At 66.5% G+C, this 19136-nt stretch carries 21 protein-coding genes; 4 read left to right on the top strand and 17 right to left on the bottom strand.

All coding sequences use genetic code 11. From position 1 onward, the window contains the following. The 11 genes from CYU59_RS14720 to CYU59_RS14670 form a co-directional block, all read right to left on the bottom strand. Entirely contained in the window at positions 1–1581 is a 1581-nt protein-coding gene (locus CYU59_RS14720) for an acyl-CoA synthetase (protein ID WP_292990811.1), read from the bottom strand. Then, the gene (locus tag CYU59_RS14715) at positions 1578–2543 is read right to left on the bottom strand and encodes an alpha/beta hydrolase (protein WP_292990808.1); all 966 of its coding nucleotides are present in this window, start codon (positions 2541–2543) and stop codon (positions 1578–1580) included. The genes CYU59_RS14720 and CYU59_RS14715 overlap by 4 nt, the downstream gene beginning before the upstream one ends. After that, positions 2543–3793: an acyl-CoA dehydrogenase family protein gene (locus tag CYU59_RS14710; RefSeq protein WP_292990805.1), complete on the bottom strand. Its 1251-nt coding sequence runs from the start codon at positions 3791–3793 to the stop codon at positions 2543–2545. Before CYU59_RS14710 ends, CYU59_RS14715 begins: the two co-directional genes overlap by 1 nt. Positions 3794–3807: 14 nt before the next feature. Beyond that, positions 3808–4677, bottom strand: coding sequence for an SDR family oxidoreductase (locus tag CYU59_RS14705; protein WP_292990802.1), 870 nt, complete (start codon positions 4675–4677; stop codon positions 3808–3810). 20 nt (positions 4678–4697) lie between these two features. Continuing rightward, entirely contained in the window at positions 4698–5558 is an 861-nt protein-coding gene (locus tag CYU59_RS14700; RefSeq protein ID WP_292990800.1) for a MaoC/PaaZ C-terminal domain-containing protein, read from the bottom strand. 3 nt (positions 5559–5561) lie between these two features. Continuing rightward, a complete protein-coding gene (locus CYU59_RS14695; protein ID WP_292990797.1) occupies positions 5562–6002 on the bottom strand; it encodes an SRPBCC family protein in 441 nt (146 codons plus the stop codon). A gap of 32 nt (positions 6003–6034) precedes the next feature. After that, positions 6035–7246 carry a lipid-transfer protein gene (locus CYU59_RS14690; RefSeq protein WP_292991031.1) on the bottom strand — a complete coding sequence of 404 codons (1212 nt, stop codon included), beginning with the start codon at positions 7244–7246 and terminating at the stop codon, positions 6035–6037. A gap of 88 nt (positions 7247–7334) precedes the next feature. Further along, positions 7335–7916 (bottom strand): TetR/AcrR family transcriptional regulator, encoded by a 582-nt coding sequence (locus CYU59_RS14685; RefSeq protein WP_292991029.1) that lies wholly within the window; start codon positions 7914–7916, stop codon positions 7335–7337. Between the two features lie 130 nt (positions 7917–8046). Continuing rightward, complete coding sequence (gene truB, locus CYU59_RS14680) at positions 8047–8925, bottom strand: tRNA pseudouridine(55) synthase TruB (RefSeq protein WP_292990794.1); 879 nt, start codon at positions 8923–8925, stop codon at positions 8047–8049. Beyond that, complete coding sequence (locus CYU59_RS14675) at positions 8922–9596, bottom strand: 4'-phosphopantetheinyl transferase (protein WP_292990791.1); 675 nt, start codon at positions 9594–9596, stop codon at positions 8922–8924. Before CYU59_RS14675 ends, truB begins: the two co-directional genes overlap by 4 nt. A gap of 5 nt (positions 9597–9601) precedes the next feature. Further along, complete coding sequence (locus tag CYU59_RS14670; protein WP_292990788.1) at positions 9602–10570, bottom strand: metallophosphoesterase; 969 nt, start codon at positions 10568–10570, stop codon at positions 9602–9604. A 199-nt stretch (positions 10571–10769) separates the two neighbouring features. Here CYU59_RS14670 and CYU59_RS14665 point away from each other — a divergent pair, with 199 nt between their 5' ends. The 3 genes from CYU59_RS14665 to CYU59_RS14655 are packed head-to-tail and all read left to right on the top strand — an operon-like array spanning position 10770 to position 14022. Then, complete coding sequence (locus CYU59_RS14665; protein ID WP_292990786.1) at positions 10770–11351, top strand: DUF3558 domain-containing protein; 582 nt, start codon at positions 10770–10772, stop codon at positions 11349–11351. A gap of 35 nt (positions 11352–11386) precedes the next feature. Then, entirely contained in the window at positions 11387–13036 is a 1650-nt protein-coding gene (locus tag CYU59_RS14660; RefSeq protein ID WP_292990784.1) for a CocE/NonD family hydrolase, read from the top strand. Then, complete coding sequence (locus CYU59_RS14655) at positions 13036–14022, top strand: alpha/beta hydrolase (protein ID WP_292990782.1); 987 nt, start codon at positions 13036–13038, stop codon at positions 14020–14022. The genes CYU59_RS14660 and CYU59_RS14655 overlap by 1 nt, the downstream gene beginning before the upstream one ends. Positions 14023–14041: 19 nt before the next feature. On the opposite strand, the gene CYU59_RS14650 is transcribed toward CYU59_RS14655, so the two are convergent. After that, positions 14042–14599: a DUF1802 family protein gene (locus CYU59_RS14650; protein ID WP_292990779.1), complete on the bottom strand. Its 558-nt coding sequence runs from the start codon at positions 14597–14599 to the stop codon at positions 14042–14044. After that, positions 14596–14844, bottom strand: coding sequence for a DUF2277 family protein (locus tag CYU59_RS14645; RefSeq protein WP_292990777.1), 249 nt, complete (start codon positions 14842–14844; stop codon positions 14596–14598). Before CYU59_RS14645 ends, CYU59_RS14650 begins: the two co-directional genes overlap by 4 nt. 95 nt (positions 14845–14939) lie before the next feature. Between CYU59_RS14645 and CYU59_RS14640 the strand changes: the two genes are divergently transcribed. Continuing rightward, positions 14940–15689, top strand: coding sequence for an enoyl-CoA hydratase (locus CYU59_RS14640; protein WP_292990775.1), 750 nt, complete (start codon positions 14940–14942; stop codon positions 15687–15689). 34 nt (positions 15690–15723) lie between these two features. Here the strand turns inward: CYU59_RS14640 and CYU59_RS14635 are convergent, their stop codons facing one another. The 4 genes from CYU59_RS14635 to rbfA are packed head-to-tail and all read right to left on the bottom strand — an operon-like array spanning position 15724 to position 19109. After that, a complete protein-coding gene (locus tag CYU59_RS14635) occupies positions 15724–16266 on the bottom strand; it encodes a sugar O-acetyltransferase (protein ID WP_292990773.1) in 543 nt (180 codons plus the stop codon). Continuing rightward, positions 16263–17582 carry an MATE family efflux transporter gene (locus tag CYU59_RS14630; RefSeq protein WP_292990771.1) on the bottom strand — a complete coding sequence of 440 codons (1320 nt, stop codon included), beginning with the start codon at positions 17580–17582 and terminating at the stop codon, positions 16263–16265. Before CYU59_RS14630 ends, CYU59_RS14635 begins: the two co-directional genes overlap by 4 nt. After that, complete coding sequence (locus tag CYU59_RS14625) at positions 17579–18577, bottom strand: bifunctional oligoribonuclease/PAP phosphatase NrnA (protein ID WP_292990769.1); 999 nt, start codon at positions 18575–18577, stop codon at positions 17579–17581. The genes CYU59_RS14630 and CYU59_RS14625 overlap by 4 nt, the downstream gene beginning before the upstream one ends. Further along, a complete protein-coding gene (gene rbfA / locus CYU59_RS14620; RefSeq protein ID WP_292990767.1) occupies positions 18552–19109 on the bottom strand; it encodes a 30S ribosome-binding factor RbfA in 558 nt (185 codons plus the stop codon). The genes CYU59_RS14625 and rbfA overlap by 26 nt, the downstream gene beginning before the upstream one ends. Between the last annotated feature and the right edge of the window lie 27 nt (positions 19110–19136).

Raw genomic sequence — 19136 nt, 5'->3', positions numbered from 1 at the left:
CTAACTCTCGGTGAGCTGCTTGCGCAGAACTTTGCCGGTCTCGTTGCGCGGCAATTGCTCGACGAAGATGACGTCGCGGGGAATCTTGTGCCGGGCCAGATGCGCGCGCACGTGCGACTTGACCGCGTCGGCGTCCAGCGCGGATTCGGGACGGCCGACCACGTAGGCCGCCAGGCGCTTGCCGAATTCCGCATCGTCGACGCCGATGACCGACGCCTCGACGATGTCCGGGTGGTCGGCGAGAAGATTCTCGACCTCCAGTGGAAAGACGTTCTCGCCGCCGGAGACGATCATGTCGTCGTCGCGGCCATCGACGAACCACAGGCCGGTTTCGTCGAAGTGCCCGGTGTCACCGGTGGACAGCAGACCGTCGACGATCTCTTTGTTGCCACCGTCGGTGTAACCGGTGAAGCTGAGATCGCTTGACACGAACAAGGTTCCGACGTGACCGGGTTCGGTGACCCTGCGGCGGTTCTCGTCGTAGATGACCACCGTGCAACCGACGGGTGGCCGGCCCACGGTGCCTGGCGCGCGGTGCAGCTCATCGGGCGTGGCGACGGCGGCGACAGCGACCTCGGTGGAGCCGTACAGGTTGTAGAGCACGGCGCCGAAAGCGTCGTGGGTACGACGGCACAGGTCGGGTGACAACGACGAGCCCGCGGCGAAAAGCACCGTCAAAGAGGAGGTTTCGTACTTGGCCAGCACGTCGGAACCCAGGTCGAGGATGCGCTGCAGCATGGTCGGCACCAGAACCACCGCGCCGACCCGATAGTGCGTGATCGCCTTCAGAGCCGCCTCCGGGTCGAAGCGCCGCGCCATCACGACACGGTTACCCGTGATCAAGCCCGTCGCGCAGGTCGCCAGGCCCGTCGCGTGAAATAAGGGGGCGGCGATGTAGTAGGCACCGTCGCGGGGCCACGGAATCCGGTCGAGCAGCTGCGCCGACTGCAGCGGGTCGATTCGGTTGCGCGGCACGCCTTTCGGGGTGCCGGTGGTCCCGCTGGTCAGCAGCGCCATACCGCCCGGCTGCCGTGGCGCGGGCAACGGCGACACCGACTGATTGTCGGTCAACTCGTGTTGCCGACTGGTGGTGAACCGCAGGATCTGCGATGGCAGCGTCGTGAGGATGTTCTCGAACTCGTCGTCGACCAGAATGGCGCTGACGTTTTCGCGCGCGGACACATCAGCCAGTTGCGGGCCGGCGAAGCCGGTGTTCATCAGCACCGTCCGGACACCGATTTTGTTGGCCGCCGCCACGGTCACCATGACGTCGCGGCTGTTGCGCTGCAGCGTCGCGATCACCGCCCCGGCCCGGATTCCCTTGACCACCAGTCCACGTGCCAGCGCGTTGGACGTCTCGTCGAGCTGACGGAAGCTGACCGTGCCGCGGTCGTCGGTGATCGCCGGTGCGTCGCCGTAGCGGACCGCGGCGTTGCTGAGGAGTCCACCGAAAGCGCCGTAGCGGCGGATGGCCAGTAAGGACCGCACCGCCTCGTCCGGTCGGCGTAGGTCGACCATCCCACGGCGGGCCAGCACTCGGGCCGCAGCCAAACGGCTGCGGATTTCGTTGAGCGCGTTCATGACACCGGGTCGACCAGACCGACCGCCGAGCGAAGGAACTGGCCCGCGACCTGCAGGCTGGTGAACCCTCCGTCGCGCGGCCACAGCCAGTAGCCGTGCATGAGACCGGGCCACAACTGCTCGTCGCAGCGACCACCCAATTCCACCACCTGCTTGGCGAAAGCCTCCGCGTCGGCCCGCATGACTTCCCGCGATCCGAAGTGGATCTGGATCGGCGGTAGATCGGAGAGGTCGGCGTTCAACAGATTCAACCGGGGATCCTGGTCATCGTGATCACCGACGTACAGCGCGACGGCGCGGCGCGCGGTGCGCGGATCGAGCGGTTGACTCCGGACTCGCGGGTCGGCGATACACGCCCGGTACGACGGATCGATCAACGGGCCGAACAGTGCAAGCGCTGCCGGCAGCGGGAGTCCTTCGTTGCGCAGCCGCACGGCAAGCGCGACTGCGAGATGCCCCCCGGCCGAGTCCCCGGCGACGACGATCTTCGCCGGATCGTGCCCCTGTTCCAGCAGCCAGCGGTACGCCGCGAAGGCATCGTCTTCGGCCGCGGGAAACGGGTGCTCCGGCGCGAGGCGGTAGTCGACGGTGAACGCCGGCATTCCCGAGTACTCGGACAGATGTGAGGCGAAACCGCGGTGGGTGCGCGACGAGCAGATCAGGTAACCGCTGCCGTGCAGGACCAGGATCACCCCGGCCGCGTCGTCGTTGTCCGGCGCCCGCACCCACTCCCCACGAACCGGGTCCGAGACCGGCACGACCAGGACTCCTGGCACCACCGGGGAGGTGCGGGCGATCAGGTTGTCCGCTGCCGGCCGTAGCCCGGTGAACAACCACTGCTGCGACACCAGGACATTGAGCAAGGTGTTCAGGGTCAGCCGCGAGACCGGAACATAGGTCAGTCGATCGACGATGGTCAGCGTTCTGCGGCGCAGCACCTTGGCCGTCGTCCGGATGCTCATCAGGCGAGCAGGCCCTTGGCGATGTGTGTCACCTGGACCTCGTTGCTCCCGGCGTAGATCATCAGCGACTTGGCGTCACGGGCCAGTTGTTCCACCCGGTACTCGGCCATGTAGCCGTTGCCCCCGAACAGCTGAACCGCGTCCATTGCGACGTCGGTGGCAGCCTCCGACGAGTACAGCTTGATGGCCGAAGCCTCCGCCAGCGACGGCATCTTGCCGGCCTGGGCTTTCTCCAGGGTCTGGAACACCATGTTCTGCACGTTAATCCGCGCGACTTCCATCTTGGCCAGCTTGAGCTGAATCAGCTGGAATTGGCCGATGTTCTTCCCCCACAGCGTGCGGGTCTTGGCGTAGTCGACGCAGAGCCGATGGCACTCGTTGATGATGCCCAACGACATCAACGCCACCCCGATCCGCTCGGCCGAGAAGTTCGCCCGTGCGCTCTCCCGGCCGTCGCCCCCGGTGTGGTTCTCGGTCTCGCCCAGCAGGCGGTCCGGTGACAGCCGGACATTGTCGAAGAACAACTCGCCGGTCGGCGACGACATGATGCCCATCTTCTTGAACGGCTTGCCCTGGGCGAGCCCCGCCATCCCGGCGTCCAAGACGAACGTCAGCACCGACCGGTTGCGCTTGTCGGTGGTGCCGTCGTCGAGCTTGGCGTAGACCACCATCACGTCGGCGTAGGGACCGTTGGTGATGAACGTCTTCTGCCCGTTGAGGAGATAGTCGGCTCCGTCGCGCTTGACCGTGGTCTTCATCCCGCCGAAAGCATCGGAGCCGGAATCGGGCTCGGTGATGGCCCAAGCCGCGATCTTCTCCAGTGTCATGAGTTCGGGTAGCCAGCGCTCCTTCTGCGCGAGCGTGCCACGGCTCATGATCGTCGCGGCGCCCAGGCCGAGGCTGACGCCGACGGCGCTGAGCAGGCCGAGGCTCACCCCGGCGAGCTCGGAGACCAGCACCGCCGCCATCGATCCCTGCGCACCCAGGCCGGCGAAACCACGGGAAGACTTCTCCCCTGTTGCTCCGTCGGCATGTCGGGCTTCCTGTTTGGCGCGCTCCTTGTCCAGCATCGTCTTGACCGCTTCCGCGGCCATCACGTCGAGACCGAATTCGCTGAACAACTTGCGCGCAATCGGATAGGGCGAGATCTCACCGGTCTCCAGCGCGTCGAGGTGCGGCCGGATCTCTTTGTCGATGAATCCGCGGATGGTGTCCCGCATGATCAGGTCGGTGTCGGACCATTCGAACATGTTGTGCTCCTTGATTACTGCGGCAGGCGTGCGGCGATGTCGTCGATCAGCCAGGGGCCGTCGGTCTCGATCGTGTCGACGTCGTGCCAACCCGACAGCGACGAAATCGCTCCGCCTTGAACCGCATACACCCGGCCGGTGATCGGGCACTTCTCTGTCGCCAGGTAAGCGACCAGCGGTGCGATGTTGGATGGACTGAAAAGGTCGAGCTCGCCGTCTTCGGGCTCGGACATCAGCGAACCCATGCCGGGCGTCGCCAGCGTGAGCCGGGTCCGCGCGATCGGCGCGATCGCATTCACCCGCACGCCGTAGCGTTCGAGCTCCTCCGCGGCGATCAGCGTCAGTGCCGCGATGCCCGCCTTCGCCGAGCCGTAGTTCGCCTGGCCCGCATTCGGCAGTGTCACACCGGAACCCGAGGCGGTGTTGATCACCGCGGCGTTGGGCTGGTCACCCGCTTTCGACTGTGCTTTCCAGTACGCGGCCGCGTGATGCAACATCGCGAAATGACCTTTCAGATGGACCGCGATCACCGCGTCCCACTGTGCTTCCTCCATGCCCGCGATGAATGCGTCGCGCAGGATCCCGGCGTTGTTGACCAGGATGTCGAGACCACCGAACTCGTCGATCGCCTGCTGCACAGCACTTTCGGCGCCGGTCCAGGTCGAGATGTTCTCGGTGTTGACGACCGCGACACCGCCGGCCGCTTTGATCTCTTCGACCACCTCGTGTGCGGGACCGGTGTCGGCACCCTCACCGTCGTTGCTGCCGCCGAGATCGTTGACGACGACCCTGGCACCCTCTCTGGCGAACAGCAACGCATGTTCGCGACCGATGCCGCGGCCCGCCCCGGTGATGACCGCGACGCGGCCCTCCAATGCACCCATGTTTGTGCGACTCCCTTGTGTCAGTCGGTCAGGACGGCCAGGCCGTCGGTGATGACGAGATCGTCGCCCCTGGCCGTTTCGAATGCGTAGCTCGTCGTTCCGCCGCTGCTGCCGATTTTCCAGATCCTGGTTTCCAGCTCGTCCCCGGGGATCACCGGCTTGGAGAAACGGACCGCAAATCGTTTGAGTCGGTTGACATCCGAGTCCGCCAACTCCGTCAGCACCGCCCACGAGGTGAACGCCATGGTGCACAGGCCGTGGGCGATGATCCCGGGCAGACCGGCGTCGCGAGCCACCTCCTCGTCGAGGTGAATCGGCATCGGATCACCGGCCGCCGGTGCGTAACGGAAGGTCTGGTCGCTGTCGACGTGCTGGACGACCTTGGCGACCGGAGCCTGCTCCCGGAGCCTGTCGTCGAACTTGTGCTCTGGGCTCAGGTCGCCGACCGTCTTGCCCACCGACATGCCTCGCACGAACGTGGTGACGTACTGCTCGTTGACGAGTTCACCGTCCTCCGTGCGACATTCGAGCAGGATCGCTGCCCGAGTGCCTTTCTCCAAGCCCTGGTACCCGATCATCTTACCGCGCGAGACCAGCTTGTCGCCTGGATGAATCGGGCGATGGAAGTGAAAGTCTTGCTCGCCGTGCACGATTCGTGGGATGGCCTCGACGGGCATCACATCCACCGCCGGGGTGAGCAGCGCCTCGAAGACGGGCACTATCGCGAAAACCGGTGGCGCAACGTCCCCTCTGCGGTGCGCCGCGATCGGGTCATTGGTGGCCGCGGCGTACTCGGCCAGCCGCTCCTGGGTGACGTCGAACCGCTCCTCGTCGGTCCACCGCCCCAGACCGGCATCGTCGAATTCCAGCGTCTCCACCATGGGTCAGGCCGATGCCGACGCCAGCGCGTCGAGCTGGTCGAGCGTCGTGGCGAGCTGCTTGACGCCGTCCTTCTCCACGGCCTTGCCGAGCGCACCCTTGATCATCGCGCCTTCGAAGTCTCCGGAGACGCTGAAGTCGGAACCCTCGCCGGCCGGGTCGATGGTGAAGGTGAATTTGGCTTTGACACCTGCCATTCCGGTGCCCGACAGGATCAGCGAGCGCGGTGCGTCGACCTGTTCGATGGTCCACTGGATCTTGTTCGCCATTCCCAGCATCACGATCTTGGCCGTCAGCGTCGCGCCTTCGGTCACGGTGTCGGGCGGGCCTTCGAGCCACTTCTCGTGCACGGTGAACCACTTGTCCCAGTTGGCCAAGTCGGTGACGGTCCCCCACAAAGCCTCCGGGTCCGCCGACAGGTGGCGGGTCGCCTCGATGTGTCCCATGGTCGTTCTCCTTCGTCAGTTGTTGTCGTGGTTCAGCGTTCGGCGCGCTGGTAGGCGGTGACGACGGCCGCACCGCCGAGTCCGATGTTGTGTTGCAGCGCGGCGGTGACGTTGTCGACCTGCCGCTTGTCTGCCTGGCCACGCAGTTGCCAGGTCAGCTCGGCGCACTGCGCCAATCCGGTGGCCCCGAGCGGGTGCCCTTTGGAGATCAGGCCGCCGGACGGGTTGACCACCCAACGTCCCCCGTAGGTGACATCGCCGTTGTCGATCAGCTTCGGCGCCTCGCCCTCGGCGCACAGTCCGAGCGCTTCGTAGAGCAGCAGCTCGTTGGCCGAGAAGCAGTCATGCAATTCGATGACCTGGAACTCCTCGGGCCCCAGACCGGATTGGTCGTAGACGCGTTGGGCGGCTTGCACATTCATGTGATAGCCGATCAACCCCTTGCAGGTGCCGTCGAAACTGTTCGCGAAGTCCGTCGTCATGGCCTGCCCGACGATCTCCACCGCTTGCCCCGCCAGGTTGTGCTTGTCGACGAACGCCTCCGAGGCCAAGATCGCTGCGCCCGAGCCGTCCGAGGTGGGCGAGCATTGCAACTTGGTCAGTGGGTCGTAGATCATCCGCGCACCGAGGATGTCCTCCAGCGAGTAGGACTCCTGGAACTGGGCGTACGGGTTGTTGACCGAGTGCTTGTGATTCTTGTACCCGATCTTGGCGAAATGCTCAGCGGTGCTGCCGTATTGCTGCATGTGCTCACGACCGGCCGCACCGAACATCCACGGCGCCGGCGGGAAAAGCACTTCCGAGATCTCGGCCATCGCGATGATGTGCTTTTCCATCGGGTTGGTGCGGTCGTCATAGGTCGATTCCAGTGAGCCCGGTTTCATCTTCTCGAAGCCGAGCGCGATCGTGCAGTCGGCCAGTCCGCCGCGAATCGCTTGCGCGGCAAGGTACAAGGCGGTCGAACCGGTCGAACAGTTGTTGTTGACATTGACGATCGGAATGCCGCTCAGGCCCAGCTCGTAGAGTGCGCGCTGACCGGAGGTCGACTCGCCGTAGACGTAGCCGACGTAGCCCTGTTCGATTGCGGCGTAGTCGATGCCGGCGTCCTCGAGCGCCTTGGTGCCGGACTCGCGAGCCATGTCCGGGTAGTCCCAATTCTCCCGGCGGCCCGGCTTTTCGAACTTCGTCATCCCGACTCCGATGACGTAGACCTTCTTGGACATCGCGCTCCCCTCGGACTGGATTCGTGCCTTGCGCCAAAACATACACACCTGATTGTATCTTTGCAAAGGCGCAGGGTGCAGTGGGTCGAGGCAGACGCCGTGGCGCGGTTCAGTCCAGGGAATCGGCGGTCAGCAGACCGTCGACGACGATGCGCAGCTGTTCGCAGGCGCGGTTCCAACGCCGGCGCGCGCGGGCGGTGTCCCGATCGACGAAGCTCGCCAGCAGGATCCCCCGCAGTGCGTCCATTGCGGTGTAGACGAAGTTGCGCAGATCTTTACGAACGGCGTGATCGGGCACCAGCTGGGCGACCGCCGAAATCAGAGTGCTGTTGACCAGCGGCTCGACCCGTTCGACGTGGCGGGCCAGCACCGGATCGGTGCGCGCCGCCACCCAAAGTTCTACCGTCGCAACGAACATCGGCCCCTGGTGGGATTCCCAGAGGAATTCCAGCACCGTCGACACCGGATCGCTGCTGGTCTCCACCAGGCCGAACTCACGCATGGAAGCCTGCACCCGTTGCTGCGCCAGATGCTCGATCGCCGCGACCACCAGATCCTCTTTCGAGCGGAAGTGATGGATCTGAGCGCCCCTGGTGACGCCGGCACGCTCGGCGACGCGCGGAGTGGTCGTCCCGGCGTAGCCGTAGGTGACCAGGCATTCGATCGTGGCGTCGAGCAGACGGGTGCGCATGGCGGCGCTGCGCTCGGCCTGGGTGCGCCTCACCCGTCGTTCGCCAACTGCTGCCACGTCACCGCCTCGCATTCCCGAGCTACTTACATTCTGTCCAGAATGTTAGCTGATCACATCGGCGAACGTGCCGTTACAGGTTTGCCGGCCGAATGACGACGACGGACTTGGTCCTCTCGCCCTCTTCGCGCAGCAGCGCAATGACCCGGCCGTCGTCGGTGTGCGCGGCGTAGATCCCGTCGATGCCGGCCGGTTTCAGCGCGCGACCGTTGGCGGCCGAGTCGGCTTCGTCATCGGTGAGGTGTCGGTGTGCGAACAGTTGCAGGCACGCCTCGTCCAACGTCAGGCTCAGCCCGGGCTGGTCGGTCAGCTCGTCGAGCGTGCGGGCCTGGTCGAGGCCGAACCGGCCAACCCTGGTGCGCCGTAACGCAGTCAGGTGACCGCCGACTCCCAGCGTCATGCCGACGTCGCGGGCCAGCGCGCGGATGTAGGTACCTGATGAGCAGTCCACCACGACATCGACGTCGACGAGATCGTCGTGGCGACGCACCGCCAGCATCTCGAACCGGTCGATGCGGACCGGCCGGGCGGCGAGTTCCACGGTCTGGCCTTCACGGGCCAGCCGGTAGGCCCGCTGCCCGTCGACTTTGATCGCACTGACCGCGGACGGCACCTGTGCGATGTCGCCACGCAACCCGGCAATCGCCGCCTCGATCGCTTCGTCGCTGACACCGCAGGCCGAAACATGTTGCGTGAGATCACCTTCGGCGTCCTCGGTGGAGGTGGTCTGGCCGAGCCGAAGCGTTGCCGCGTAGGACTTCGAGGTTTCGGTGACCAGGCCCAGAATCTTGGTGGCCCGCTCGACGCCGATCACCAGCACCCCGGTGGCCATCGGATCCAGTGTTCCGGCATGACCGACCCGACGGGTCCCGAAGATGCGCCGGCAACGTCCGACCACGTCGTGACTCGTCATACCGGCCGGCTTGTCGACGACGACAAGGCCGGGGTTCATAACGTGATCGCCGTCAGCACCAAGTCGCGATCCACCGACCACCGCCCGGCCAGCGATCTCAGCGGCGGACCGGTCAGCGTTGCTCCGTCCACCAAGATCGTCGATTCGAACGCACCGGCCGAGCCGGTTCCATCGACGGTGAAAGTGATGTGTGCGTCTTCGAAGCCCAGCCATCGCTTGGTCAGCGGGAACCATGCCTTGTAGGTGGCTTCCTTGGCGCAGAACAAGATCCGGTCCCAATGGATATGGGAGGGCAGGACTTTCATTTCGGCGCGCTCGGCCGGCAGACTGATCGCGTCGAGCACGCCGTCCGGCAGCACGTCGTGCGGTTCGGCATCCACTCCCACCGAGCGCACCGCACCGGCCCGACCGACCACCGCACCGCGGTAGCCGGCCGTGTGGGTGATACTTCCGACCACTCCGTCAGGCCAGCAGGGTTCGCCCTTCTCCCCTTTGAGGATCGGCACGGGTGGAAAACCCAGTTCGCCCAGCGCGATACGCGCGCAGTACCGGACGGTGATGAACTCGTTGCGCCGCTTGGCCACCGACCGCTCGATCAGCGGCTCCTCTTCCGCCAACGGCGCCAACCCCGGTGGATCGGAATACAATTCGGCGCACGCCAAGTCGTCGACGGTCGGCAGCACAGCAGACATCAAGGTGTTCAACGTCATCGCGACTACCGCTGACGCAGTCGGTCGCGAAACTGCTGAGCCTGTGCCTTCATCTCCGCGGTGATCACGAAGTGGCCGCCGAAGTCGTTGAGGTATCCGGGCGCGTACTGCGGGTCGGGCAGGATCTGACGCAGCCAGCTGTACGGCTTACGGCGTCGCCACTCTCGCGGATAGCCCACCGACACCTCTTCGAAGCGGACGTCGTCATACCAGGTTGTCCGCGGAATGTGCAGGTGCCCGTAGACCGAGCAGACCGCGTTGTAGCGGGTGTGCCAGTCGGCGGTTTCGGTGGTTCCGCACCACAGCGAGAACTCCGGCAGGAACAGCGCATCACACGGCTGGCGCACCATCGGGAAATGGTTGACCAGCACGGTCGGATTCATCCAGTCCAGGTCGTCGAGGCGCTTGCGGGTAGCCGCCACCCGCTCGTGGCACCACGCGTCTCGGGAGGGGTACGGATCCGCTGAGAGCAGGAACTCGTCGGTGCACACCACATTGCGCTCGCGGGCGATCGCCAACCCCTCGGCTTTGCTCGTCGCGCCTCTCGGCAGGAACGAATAGTCGTACAGCAGGAACAGCGGCACGATGGTCGCCGGCCCGCCCCGCTCGGTCCAGACCGGGAACGGGTGCTCCGGGCTCACCACCCCGAGCTCGTCGCACATGTTGACCAGGTAGTCGTAGCGGTCGCGCCCGAAGACCTGCATCGGGTCCTTGTTGGTGGTCCACAGCTCGTGGTTGCCGGGCACCCAGATCACTTTGGCGAAGCGCCGTCGCAGCAGGTCCAGGGCCCAGCGGATCTCGTCGGTGCGCTCGGCGACGTCGCCACACACGATCAGCCAGTCGTCCGGCGTAGACGGATACAGGGATTCGGTGACGGGCTTGTTGCCCACATGGCCGGTGTGCAGATCCGAGACCGCCCACAGCGTCGGCTGCCGTGCGGTCGGGGGCTGTTGCCCGTCTTCTTGCCAAGCCACGATTTCCCAGCCTAACGGCTGGTCGCTGCGCCGCTGTTCGCGCGCTGCCGACGGTCGACTAGAACAGGTTCTCGTTTACCCTGTGGCGGCGCGGGTGCGGCTTGTAAACTCCCCGCAGTAGTCCAGCGGCATCCGCGCAGGAGACGAGGCCCTCGCGCCCGGAGCGGAGTCGATCACGATCAGGCACGACAGGGGGGTCATGCTCAGCAAGCTACGACTGCTTGCCGCATTCGGCGCCCTGATCACGGCATGTGTCGTAGTGCTGCAGAGCACGCCACCGACCGTCGTCGGTGTGCCCACAGTCCAGTTGCGGTCCACCGGATTTCCGATGGACACGCCGACCACGATGAAGAGCCCGATCGTGGCGACCACCGATCCGAGCCCGTTCGACCCCTGCCGGGACATCCCGTTCGATACGGTCCAGCGGCTCGGGCTGGGGTTCACCCCGCCGATACCCGAGGAGGGGCTGCGCTGCCACTTCGATGCGGGGAACTATCAGTTGGCGGTCGAGCCGATTGTGTGGCGCACCTACGAGCAGTCGCTGCCCGCCGACGCGGTCGAGACCACCATCGCCGGTCACCGCGCCGCGCAATGGTGGAACCTCAAGCCCACCTACCACAACAGCTACTTCTATTTCTCGTGCATGGTGGCGTTCAAAACCAGCTACGGGGTGATCCAGCAGTCGCTGTTCTATTCGACGATCTATTCCAGCCCGGACGTCGACTGCCCGGCCGTCAACCTGCAGCGCGCCAATGACCTTGCGCCGTACTACAAGTTCTAGGCCCACACCCGTCGCCGCGCACATAATCTGATGCGGTGACGACCACCTCCGAACAGGCCGCCGGATCGACCCTGCGCACCCTCCCCCGACGGCTCGCCGGCCGCGCTGTCGCCCGGACCTTGGGCCTGGCCGCCCCGACGACGAGTTACACGGTCAGCCCCGTCAAGATCCCGATGCGCGACGGGGTCGAGCTGGTCGCCGACGTGTATCAGCCGACCGGCAAGACCGTCGGGACCCTACTGGCCCGGGGCCCCTACGGCCGGCGGTTTCCGTTCTCGCTGGTGTTCGCCGACCTGCACGCCGCCCACGGCTACCGAGTCATATTGCAAAGTGTCCGAGGAACATTCGGCTCAGGCGGTGACTTCTCGCCGATGGTCCACGAAGCGGCCGACGGCGCCGACACCGTGGAGTGGATGCGACGTCAGCCGTGGTTCACCGGCCGCTTCGCCACGATCGGGATTTCGTATCTGGGTTTCACGCAGTTCGCGCTGCTGCAGGATCCGCCGCCGGAGCTGGTCACAAGCGTGATCGTGGCGGGTCCCCACGATCTAGGCCTGTCGAGCTGGGGAACCGGGGCGTTCTCCGTCAACGATTTTCTCGGCTGGAGCAATCTGGTCGCCCGCCAGGAAGACGGCGGCCTGTTCCGGGCCGGCATGCGCCAGCTGCGGGCCCAGAAAAGAGTCGTCCGGGCCGCTGGTGTGGCGCCACTCGGCGCCTCCGGCCGGGGGCTGCTCGGCGACGGGGCGCCGTGGTGGGAGTCATGGCTGACACCCCCGGCGGACGACAACCCGTTCTGGGGTCCGCTGAGGGTCGACTCGGCACTCGACCGGATCGAAGTACCGTTGCTGCTGCTCAGCGGCTGGCAAGATCTGTTCTTACCCCAGACGTTGTATCAATTCCGGCACCTTCGCGGTCGGGGCGTCGACGTCGCGCTGACCATGGGGCCCTGGACACACACTGAGCTGCTCTTCGCCGGGCTGTCCACGGTCTCCCGGGAAACCCAGCAGTGGCTGGACACCCACCTGGCCGACCGCCCGGTGACTCCGCGTAGCGATCGAGTTCGCTTCTTCGTCCGGCACGAGGGCTGGCGCGGGCTGCCCGACTGGCCGCCGGCGACCGCGGACCGGGCGTGGTACCTGCAACCGGGTGGCGGACTGTCCGACGCCAAACCGGCGGCGGGGTCGTCGGCCAGCTTCCGCTACAACCCGGCCGACCCGACGCCCACCCTCGGCGGTCGGCTGCTTTCGCCGGACGGCGGCTACCGTGACGACACCGCGCTGGCCGCTCGCCGCGACGTCCTCAGCTTCACCAGCGAGGCGCTGCCCGCCGATCTGGTCGTGCACGGCAGCCCGGTCGCCGAGCTGGCGCACAGCTCGGACATCCCATTCGTCGATGTGTTCGTCCGAATCAGCGAGGTCGACGCCGACGGACGCTCGCGCAACGTCAGCGACGGCTTCGTGCGGCTGACCGAGGCGAGCGACGACGTCAGGGTCGAGCTGGACGCGATCTCGCATCGGTTCCGCGCGGGGACCCGCATCCGGGTGTTGATCGCCGGCGGCAGCCATCCGCGTTTCGACCGCAATCTCGGCAACGGCGAGGCGACGTCCACCGCGAGTCGCATCACACCGTCGACCCATAAGGTTGCGCTCGGCTCGTCCCGGATCGTGTTCCCGGTCGGCTCTTGATGGCCGGGCTCGACGCATGGCGAAGCGGCGGCGAAGAATTTCACTGGAAGTCGACGACGGGCGCCAACTCCGGCGCGGACGTCTCCGTCTTCGTCCGCCGATGCGGCACACCCGGCGCGCCGGCGTTGGTCTGCGTGCACGGATTTCCGACGGCCAGTATCGACTTCGATGCGCTGACCCGGGAACTGGATGCCGATTTCGACATTTGTCTACTCGACTTCCCCGGCTACGGCCTGTCCGGAAAGCCGGCGGCGCCGTATGTGTATTCGCTGTACGACGACGCGCGTCTACTGGTCCACGCCATCACGCAGCTGTGGCAGCTGACCGACTACACGATGCTGACCCACGACCTCGGCACCAGTGTCGGGATGATCGCACTGTCGATGTTCGCCGATCTCGAGGACGCGAATCCGCCGTCCGAGGCCATCTTCACGAACGCGAACATCTATCTGCCGCTGGCCAATCTGACCGGGTTTCAGAAGGCGCTGCTGGATCCGACCGTGGCCCGCAGCACCGCACGGGCAACGACGCCGCAGGTATTGGCCGCCGGGATGGGAGCCACGACGTTCATGCCGCGGCGGGGGCTGGACGACCCCGAGATCGCCGCGCTGGTCGACTGTTTCGCCTACCACGACCAGATCGCGGTGCTACCGGACACGATTCAGTACCTCAACGAACGCGCCGCCGACGAAACCACCTGGCTCCAATCGCTTTCGCTCAGCGACGTCAACACCACCCTGGTGTGGGGCCTGCACGACACGGTCGCCCCGGTCCGGGTGGCGAACTACGTCTGGCAGGAATTCCTCAGGGACAAGCCTGGATTGAACCGCTACTGGATCCTGCCGGGTGCCGACCACTACCTCCAGTGCGACGCTCCGGCCCAGCTGGCGGACATCGTGCGGCTCACCGCGGCCGGTGAGCAGACATCGTTGGGCACCGTCGGCGACTGGCCGGCCGGTGCCGTGCTGGTCGACCAGACTCTGTGAAAGACGTTCGGAAGTAACATCATTCGACGGCATCCCGGACACGCGCGACGACCTCACTCAGCGTCGCGTCATCATGTACCGCGGTACCCAGAGTTAGGTCCATCGCCGGCAGCGGCACCCAGCTGGTGCAGCCGGCGTACTCCGGTGTGCGAGGCAACTCGATCGGCTCCAGCAGCGGGACGGCCTGCACGACCAAGACTGCGAGCCGATGTCTGGGGCGAAAATCCAGCCGGTCCCGGCGCACCGACTCGGCTGTCCAGATGTGCAGGTCCTCGATCGCCTCGATGTTGTCGGGCCGGTTGACTGGCACGGCTGCAACAACTTTCGCGGCAGCGCGTACGACGACCCGATAGTCGTTGCTGTCGTGCGCCGCGGCGGTGAGCAGATCGTGGAACTGCGGCCGCACCCGTTCCGCGTGGCTGTGCGCGACCGTCGGGAACAGAACGAATTCGCGGGCCGCGACGTCGAAACGCTTCTCCCCGATTCCACCTTTGCGCAACAGCACCTGTTGCCGGCCGGCCAGCAGCGCGTGCACAACCCCGGCCCACTCCTTGAGCGCGGTCGAGCTCGCGATCACCGTGCCGCGAGGCGGCGCAACGGCGGATCGGTTTTGGGAGGTTGACGGCGCTCCGGTAGTGCGCGAAGCAGCCGCGCCGTCGTTGCTGCGACCTCAGCCACTGCCGCCTCGAAAACCTCGGCGTTGGCCGAGGAGGGACGGGTGAAGCCACTGACCTTGCGCACATATTGCCTGGCCGCCGCCTCGACCTCGGCGGTGGTGGCCGGCGGCTCGAGGCCGCGCAGTTCGGTGATGTTCCGGCACATGTCTCAACGATAGATCGCACGGTGACTACGGTTGGCGTGAAGACCGATCCGCGCCGCCGACGATGCAGCGCGAGCAATGAGGAGGAGCGGCGCCAGTGACCGAAGACATCCTGTTGATCCACACCGACGAGCGGGTGCGAACCCTGACCCTGAATCGACCGCAGTCACGCAACGCGTTGTCGGCAGCGCTACGGGACCAGTTCTTCGGGGCCCTGGCCGAGGCCGAGACCGACGACGGCGTCGACGTCGTCATCGTCACCGGCACCGACCCGGTGTTCTGCGCCGGTCTGGACCTCAAAGAGCTCGGTGGGCAGACCGCGCTTCCGGACATCTCGCCGCGTTGGCCGGCGTTGAGCAAGCCCGTCATCGGCGCGATCAACGGCGCCGCCGTCACCGGCGGGCTCGAGATCGTGCTGGACTGCGACATCCTGATCGCGTCCGAGCAGGCTCGCTTCGCCGACACTCACGCCCGGGTCGGGCTGCTGCCGACGTGGGGGCTCAGCGTGCGCCTGCCGCAGAAGGTCGGCATCGGACTGGCCCGCCGGATGAGCCTGACCGGTGACTACCTGTCGGCGCAGGACGCGCTGAGGGCCGGCCTGGTCACCGAGGTGGTGCCGCACGAAGAACTGCTGCCCGCCGCCCGAAAGGTCGCCGACAGCATCGTCGGCAACAACCAGGACGCGGTCCGCGCGCTGTTGTCGTCGTATCACCGCATCGACGATTCGAACACTAGCGAGGGTCTGTGGCTGGAAGCGACTGCGGCGCGGGCATTTCGGACCTCCGGTGACGACATCGCCGCCAACCGCGAGGCGGTGCTGCAACGCGGTCGCGCCCAGGTGCGTTAGGCACCTGGCGCCACGGGGGCAAAGAGCAGCGCTGTCAGCCGCTGAGTTCTCTGAGGACGCGGCAGGGGTTCCCGGCGGCCAACACCCGCGCCGGGATGTCTCTGGTGACGACGCTTCCGGCCCCGATCACCGCGTCGTCGCCGATGGTCACGCCCGGACACACGATGACGCCGGCCGCCAGCCAGACGTTGTCTCCGACGACGATTGGGGCCGCGGACTCGATGCCTGCTCGCCGAGCCGCGTAGTCGTCGACGGGATGCAGGGCCGTCAGCAACTGCACGCGCGGTCCGATCTGGACGTTGTCGCCGACGGTGATCGTCGCGCAGTCGAGGAAGATCGCGTCGTAGTTGACGAAGCAGTCGGCGCCGATCGTGATCTGGGTGCCGTAGTCGCACTGAAAACGCGGAAGGACTTCCGAACCCTCGCCCAGTCCTGCGAGCAACCGCCGCAACGCTTCCGGCTCCCCGGCGTTGAACATCTCGACCAAGCGCTGGCACGCCTTGCGGCCCGCAACCAGCTCGGGATCGTCGGCCCGATACGGCTCGCCGTCGAGCATTCGATCGCGTTGGCTCTTCACTGTCCGGTCACCAACCAGCGACCCGACATCGCCCGCCACCCGACAAAAGCCAACCGAAGCACGATGAAAAGGCTCAGCCCGGACCAGATTCCGGCCAGCCCCCAATCGAAGCGCAGCGACAGCCAGATCGGCGGCAGAAAGCCGACGACTGCACTGACGACCGTGGCCGTGCGCATGAACGCCGCATCCCCGGCGCCGAGCAGCACCCCGTCAAGCGCGAAAACGACTCCGGCGATCGGCAATTGGGCGACCATGAACCACCAGGGCACGCCGACCGCCGCCAGCACCGACGCGTCATCGGTGAACAATCGGGGCACGACCGCGGCACCGGAGGCGAAGAGTGCCGCCAGGCCGGTGGCCGCAGCGGCGGACCACACCGTCACCCGCCGGGCCGTCGAGGTTGCCTGCGGCGCATCGCCGGCGCCCAGCGCGGCACCGACCAACGCCTGGGCCGCGATTGCCAGCGAATCAAGCACCAGCGCAAGGAAATTCCACAGCTGCAGCACGATCTGGTGCGCCGCAACCGCCGCGGCGCCAAAGCGTGCGGCCACCGCGGCGGCGGAGACGAAACAAGCCTGGAACGCCAAGGTCCGCACCAGCAGGTCGCGCCCCAGCACGATCTGAGCCCGCAGCGCGCCGCGATCCACCCGTGCCGGCACATTCTCGGCGAGCAGGGCGCGCCCGAACAGCAGCGCGGCCAACCATTGACCCGACAGGTTGGCGACCGCCGACCCGGCCAAGCCCAACCGCGGCACCCCCAACCACCCGTAGACCAACACCGGACACAACAGGGCCGACAGGCCGAAGCCGGCGATCACGTAACGCAGCGGACGAACGGTGTCCTGCACGCCACGTAGCCATCCGTTGCCCGCCATCGACAGCAATATCGCCGGTGCGCCCAGGATCGCGATGCGCAGCCACGGCAGCGCCGCATGCGCGATGTCGTCCGACCCCGCGATCACCGACACCAGCGGAACCGCCGCCGCCTGCACCACGACGACGATCGAGACGCCGAGGGCCAGCGCCAGCCACGTCGCCTGAATGCCTTCGCCAACTGCCGCATCACGCTCGCCCGCACCGAAATAGCGGGCCGAGCGCGCGGTGGTGCCGTAGGAGAGGAAGGTCAGCTGCGAACCGACCATGCCGAGGATCAGAGCTCCGATCGCCAGACCGGCCAGGCTCAGCGCGCCCAGCCGGCCGACGATCGCGGTATCGAAGAGTAGGTAGAGCGGTTCAGCGGCGAGCACGCCGAGGGCCGGTACCGCCAGCTTCGCGATCTGGCGACCACCCGGCTGCGACCGAACCGGCTCGCTCACCCCAAAGCGGCGCTCAGCGCAGCCACGACCTCGTCGACGGAGCCCGTGGTCGAATAACCGGCGGCCAGCTTGTGTCCACCGCCGCCGAAGGTGGCCGCCACGGCGGAGAGGTCGACGGCGGCCTTGGCCCGCATCGACACCGACCAATGCTGCGGATCGATCTCCTTGAACACCGCGGCCACCTCGGCCTGCTGCGTCGTGCGAACGATGTCGACAATGCTTTCGACTTCTTCCGGCCGGGCGGTGGCCCACTCCTGGTTGGTGACCACGGCGTAGACCAGGCCGCGACCGCCGGCGGCCTCCGGCACCAACTGCGCCGAACCCAGCACCCGGGACAACATCGACAGCCACGCAAACGGATGGGTGTCCATCAGCGACCGGGTGATCGCGGCGTTGTCGATACCCAACTCGACCAGCCGTGCCGCCAACCGGTACGCACCTGCACTGGCCCAGCGGAACGACCCGGTGTCGGTGGTCAGGCCCGCGTACAGGCAGTAGGCGACGTCGGTGTCGATCGGCTTGTCCCACGCGTCGAGCAGCTCAGCCACCATCATCGTGGTCGAGTCTGCTGACGGCTCAACGAAATTCGCGGTGCCGAACATCTGGTTCGACGCGTGGTGATCGATCACCAGCACCTCGTGTCCGTTACCGGCCATGTCGCGGAGGTCGCCGAGCCGATTCATGCTCGGAATGTCCACCGTCACGACGAGGTCGACATCTCGGCGCATCGCACCGGGATCGACCAGCAGCCGTCCGCCGGGAAGCGACCGCAACGACTCCGGAAGCGCGGCCGGCGCCGCAAAGCTGACCTCGACGGACTTGCCGGACCGGTCGAGTACCAACGCCAACGCCAGCCCCGCGCCGATGGTGTCGGCATCGGGGTGCACGTGGCAGACCACCCCGACCGATGCCGCAGCGTCCAGCACCTTGGCAGCGCCGATGGCGTCCACCCGGTCTGCTGCGTTGGAATCAATCTTCGAATTCGTCGTCGTCACCGGCGCCTCCCCCGTTATCGGTTGGTGGTGCCCCCAGGTTCATAGCCCCGGCTCCTCCGCGGGCCGCAAGGCCCGAATCGTCGTCCGGGATGTCGTCTTCGTCGCCGGATACGCGGTACGGATCCGGGTCGCCGGCCGGTGTAGCCCCTTCTCGGACCCGAGCCACGTCAGCGTCGGCGGCACGGGCGCGGGCCAGCAGCTCCTCCATCCGCTGCACCGAGTCCGACACCGTGTCGCGGGTGAAGGTCAGCGTCGGCGTGAACCGGACTCTGGTGCCGGCGCCGACCTTGCTGCGCAGCACACCCTTTGCGCGCTCGAGCGCCGCAGCGGCCCCGGCGTAGTCGGGTTGCTCGTCCAACGAGGAACCCATCACCGTGTAATACAGCGTCGCGTCGTGCAGGTCGCCGGACAGCTTGGCGTCGATGATGGTGACTCCGACCAACCCCGGGTCTTTGATCTCGTACTCGATCGCCGTCGCGACGATCTCAGAGACCCGCTTGGCCAGCCGGCGCGCCCGCGCCGGGTCAGCCATGCCGCAGGTTCAGCTTGTCGGAGCTCA

Origin of the sequence: Mycobacterium sp. (assembly GCF_002863225.1) — a bacterium.
Lineage (GTDB): Bacteria > Actinomycetota > Actinomycetes > Mycobacteriales > Mycobacteriaceae > Mycobacterium.
Note: the sequence above shows the minus strand (reverse complement) of the source record. Positions and strands in the feature narration are given on the sequence as shown.

Excerpts from the sequence above, each read along its gene's own strand:
- CYU59_RS14655 (WP_292990782.1), top strand. The coding sequence starts at position 13,036 with ATGGCCGGGCTCGACGCATGGCGAAGCGGCGGCGAAGAATTTCACTGG.
- CYU59_RS14705 (WP_292990802.1), bottom strand. The coding sequence starts at position 4,677 with ATGGGTGCATTGGAGGGCCGCGTCGCGGTCATCACCGGGGCGGGCCGC.
- truB (WP_292990794.1), bottom strand. The coding sequence starts at position 8,925 with ATGAACCCCGGCCTTGTCGTCGTCGACAAGCCGGCCGGTATGACGAGT.
- CYU59_RS14645 (WP_292990777.1), bottom strand. The coding sequence starts at position 14,844 with ATGTGCCGGAACATCACCGAACTGCGCGGCCTCGAGCCGCCGGCCACC.
- CYU59_RS14695 (WP_292990797.1), bottom strand. The coding sequence starts at position 6,002 with ATGGGACACATCGAGGCGACCCGCCACCTGTCGGCGGACCCGGAGGCT.
- CYU59_RS14710 (WP_292990805.1), bottom strand. The coding sequence starts at position 3,793 with ATGTTCGAATGGTCCGACACCGACCTGATCATGCGGGACACCATCCGC.
- CYU59_RS14675 (WP_292990791.1), bottom strand. The coding sequence starts at position 9,596 with ATGACGTTGAACACCTTGATGTCTGCTGTGCTGCCGACCGTCGACGAC.
- CYU59_RS14700 (WP_292990800.1), bottom strand. The coding sequence starts at position 5,558 with ATGGTGGAGACGCTGGAATTCGACGATGCCGGTCTGGGGCGGTGGACC.
- CYU59_RS14715 (WP_292990808.1), bottom strand. The coding sequence starts at position 2,543 with ATGAGCATCCGGACGACGGCCAAGGTGCTGCGCCGCAGAACGCTGACC.
- rbfA (WP_292990767.1), bottom strand. The coding sequence starts at position 19,109 with ATGGCTGACCCGGCGCGGGCGCGCCGGCTGGCCAAGCGGGTCTCTGAG.
- CYU59_RS14665 (WP_292990786.1), top strand. The coding sequence starts at position 10,770 with ATGCTCAGCAAGCTACGACTGCTTGCCGCATTCGGCGCCCTGATCACG.
- CYU59_RS14685 (WP_292991029.1), bottom strand. The coding sequence starts at position 7,916 with ATGCGCACCCGTCTGCTCGACGCCACGATCGAATGCCTGGTCACCTAC.
- CYU59_RS14720 (WP_292990811.1), bottom strand. The coding sequence starts at position 1,581 with ATGAACGCGCTCAACGAAATCCGCAGCCGTTTGGCTGCGGCCCGAGTG.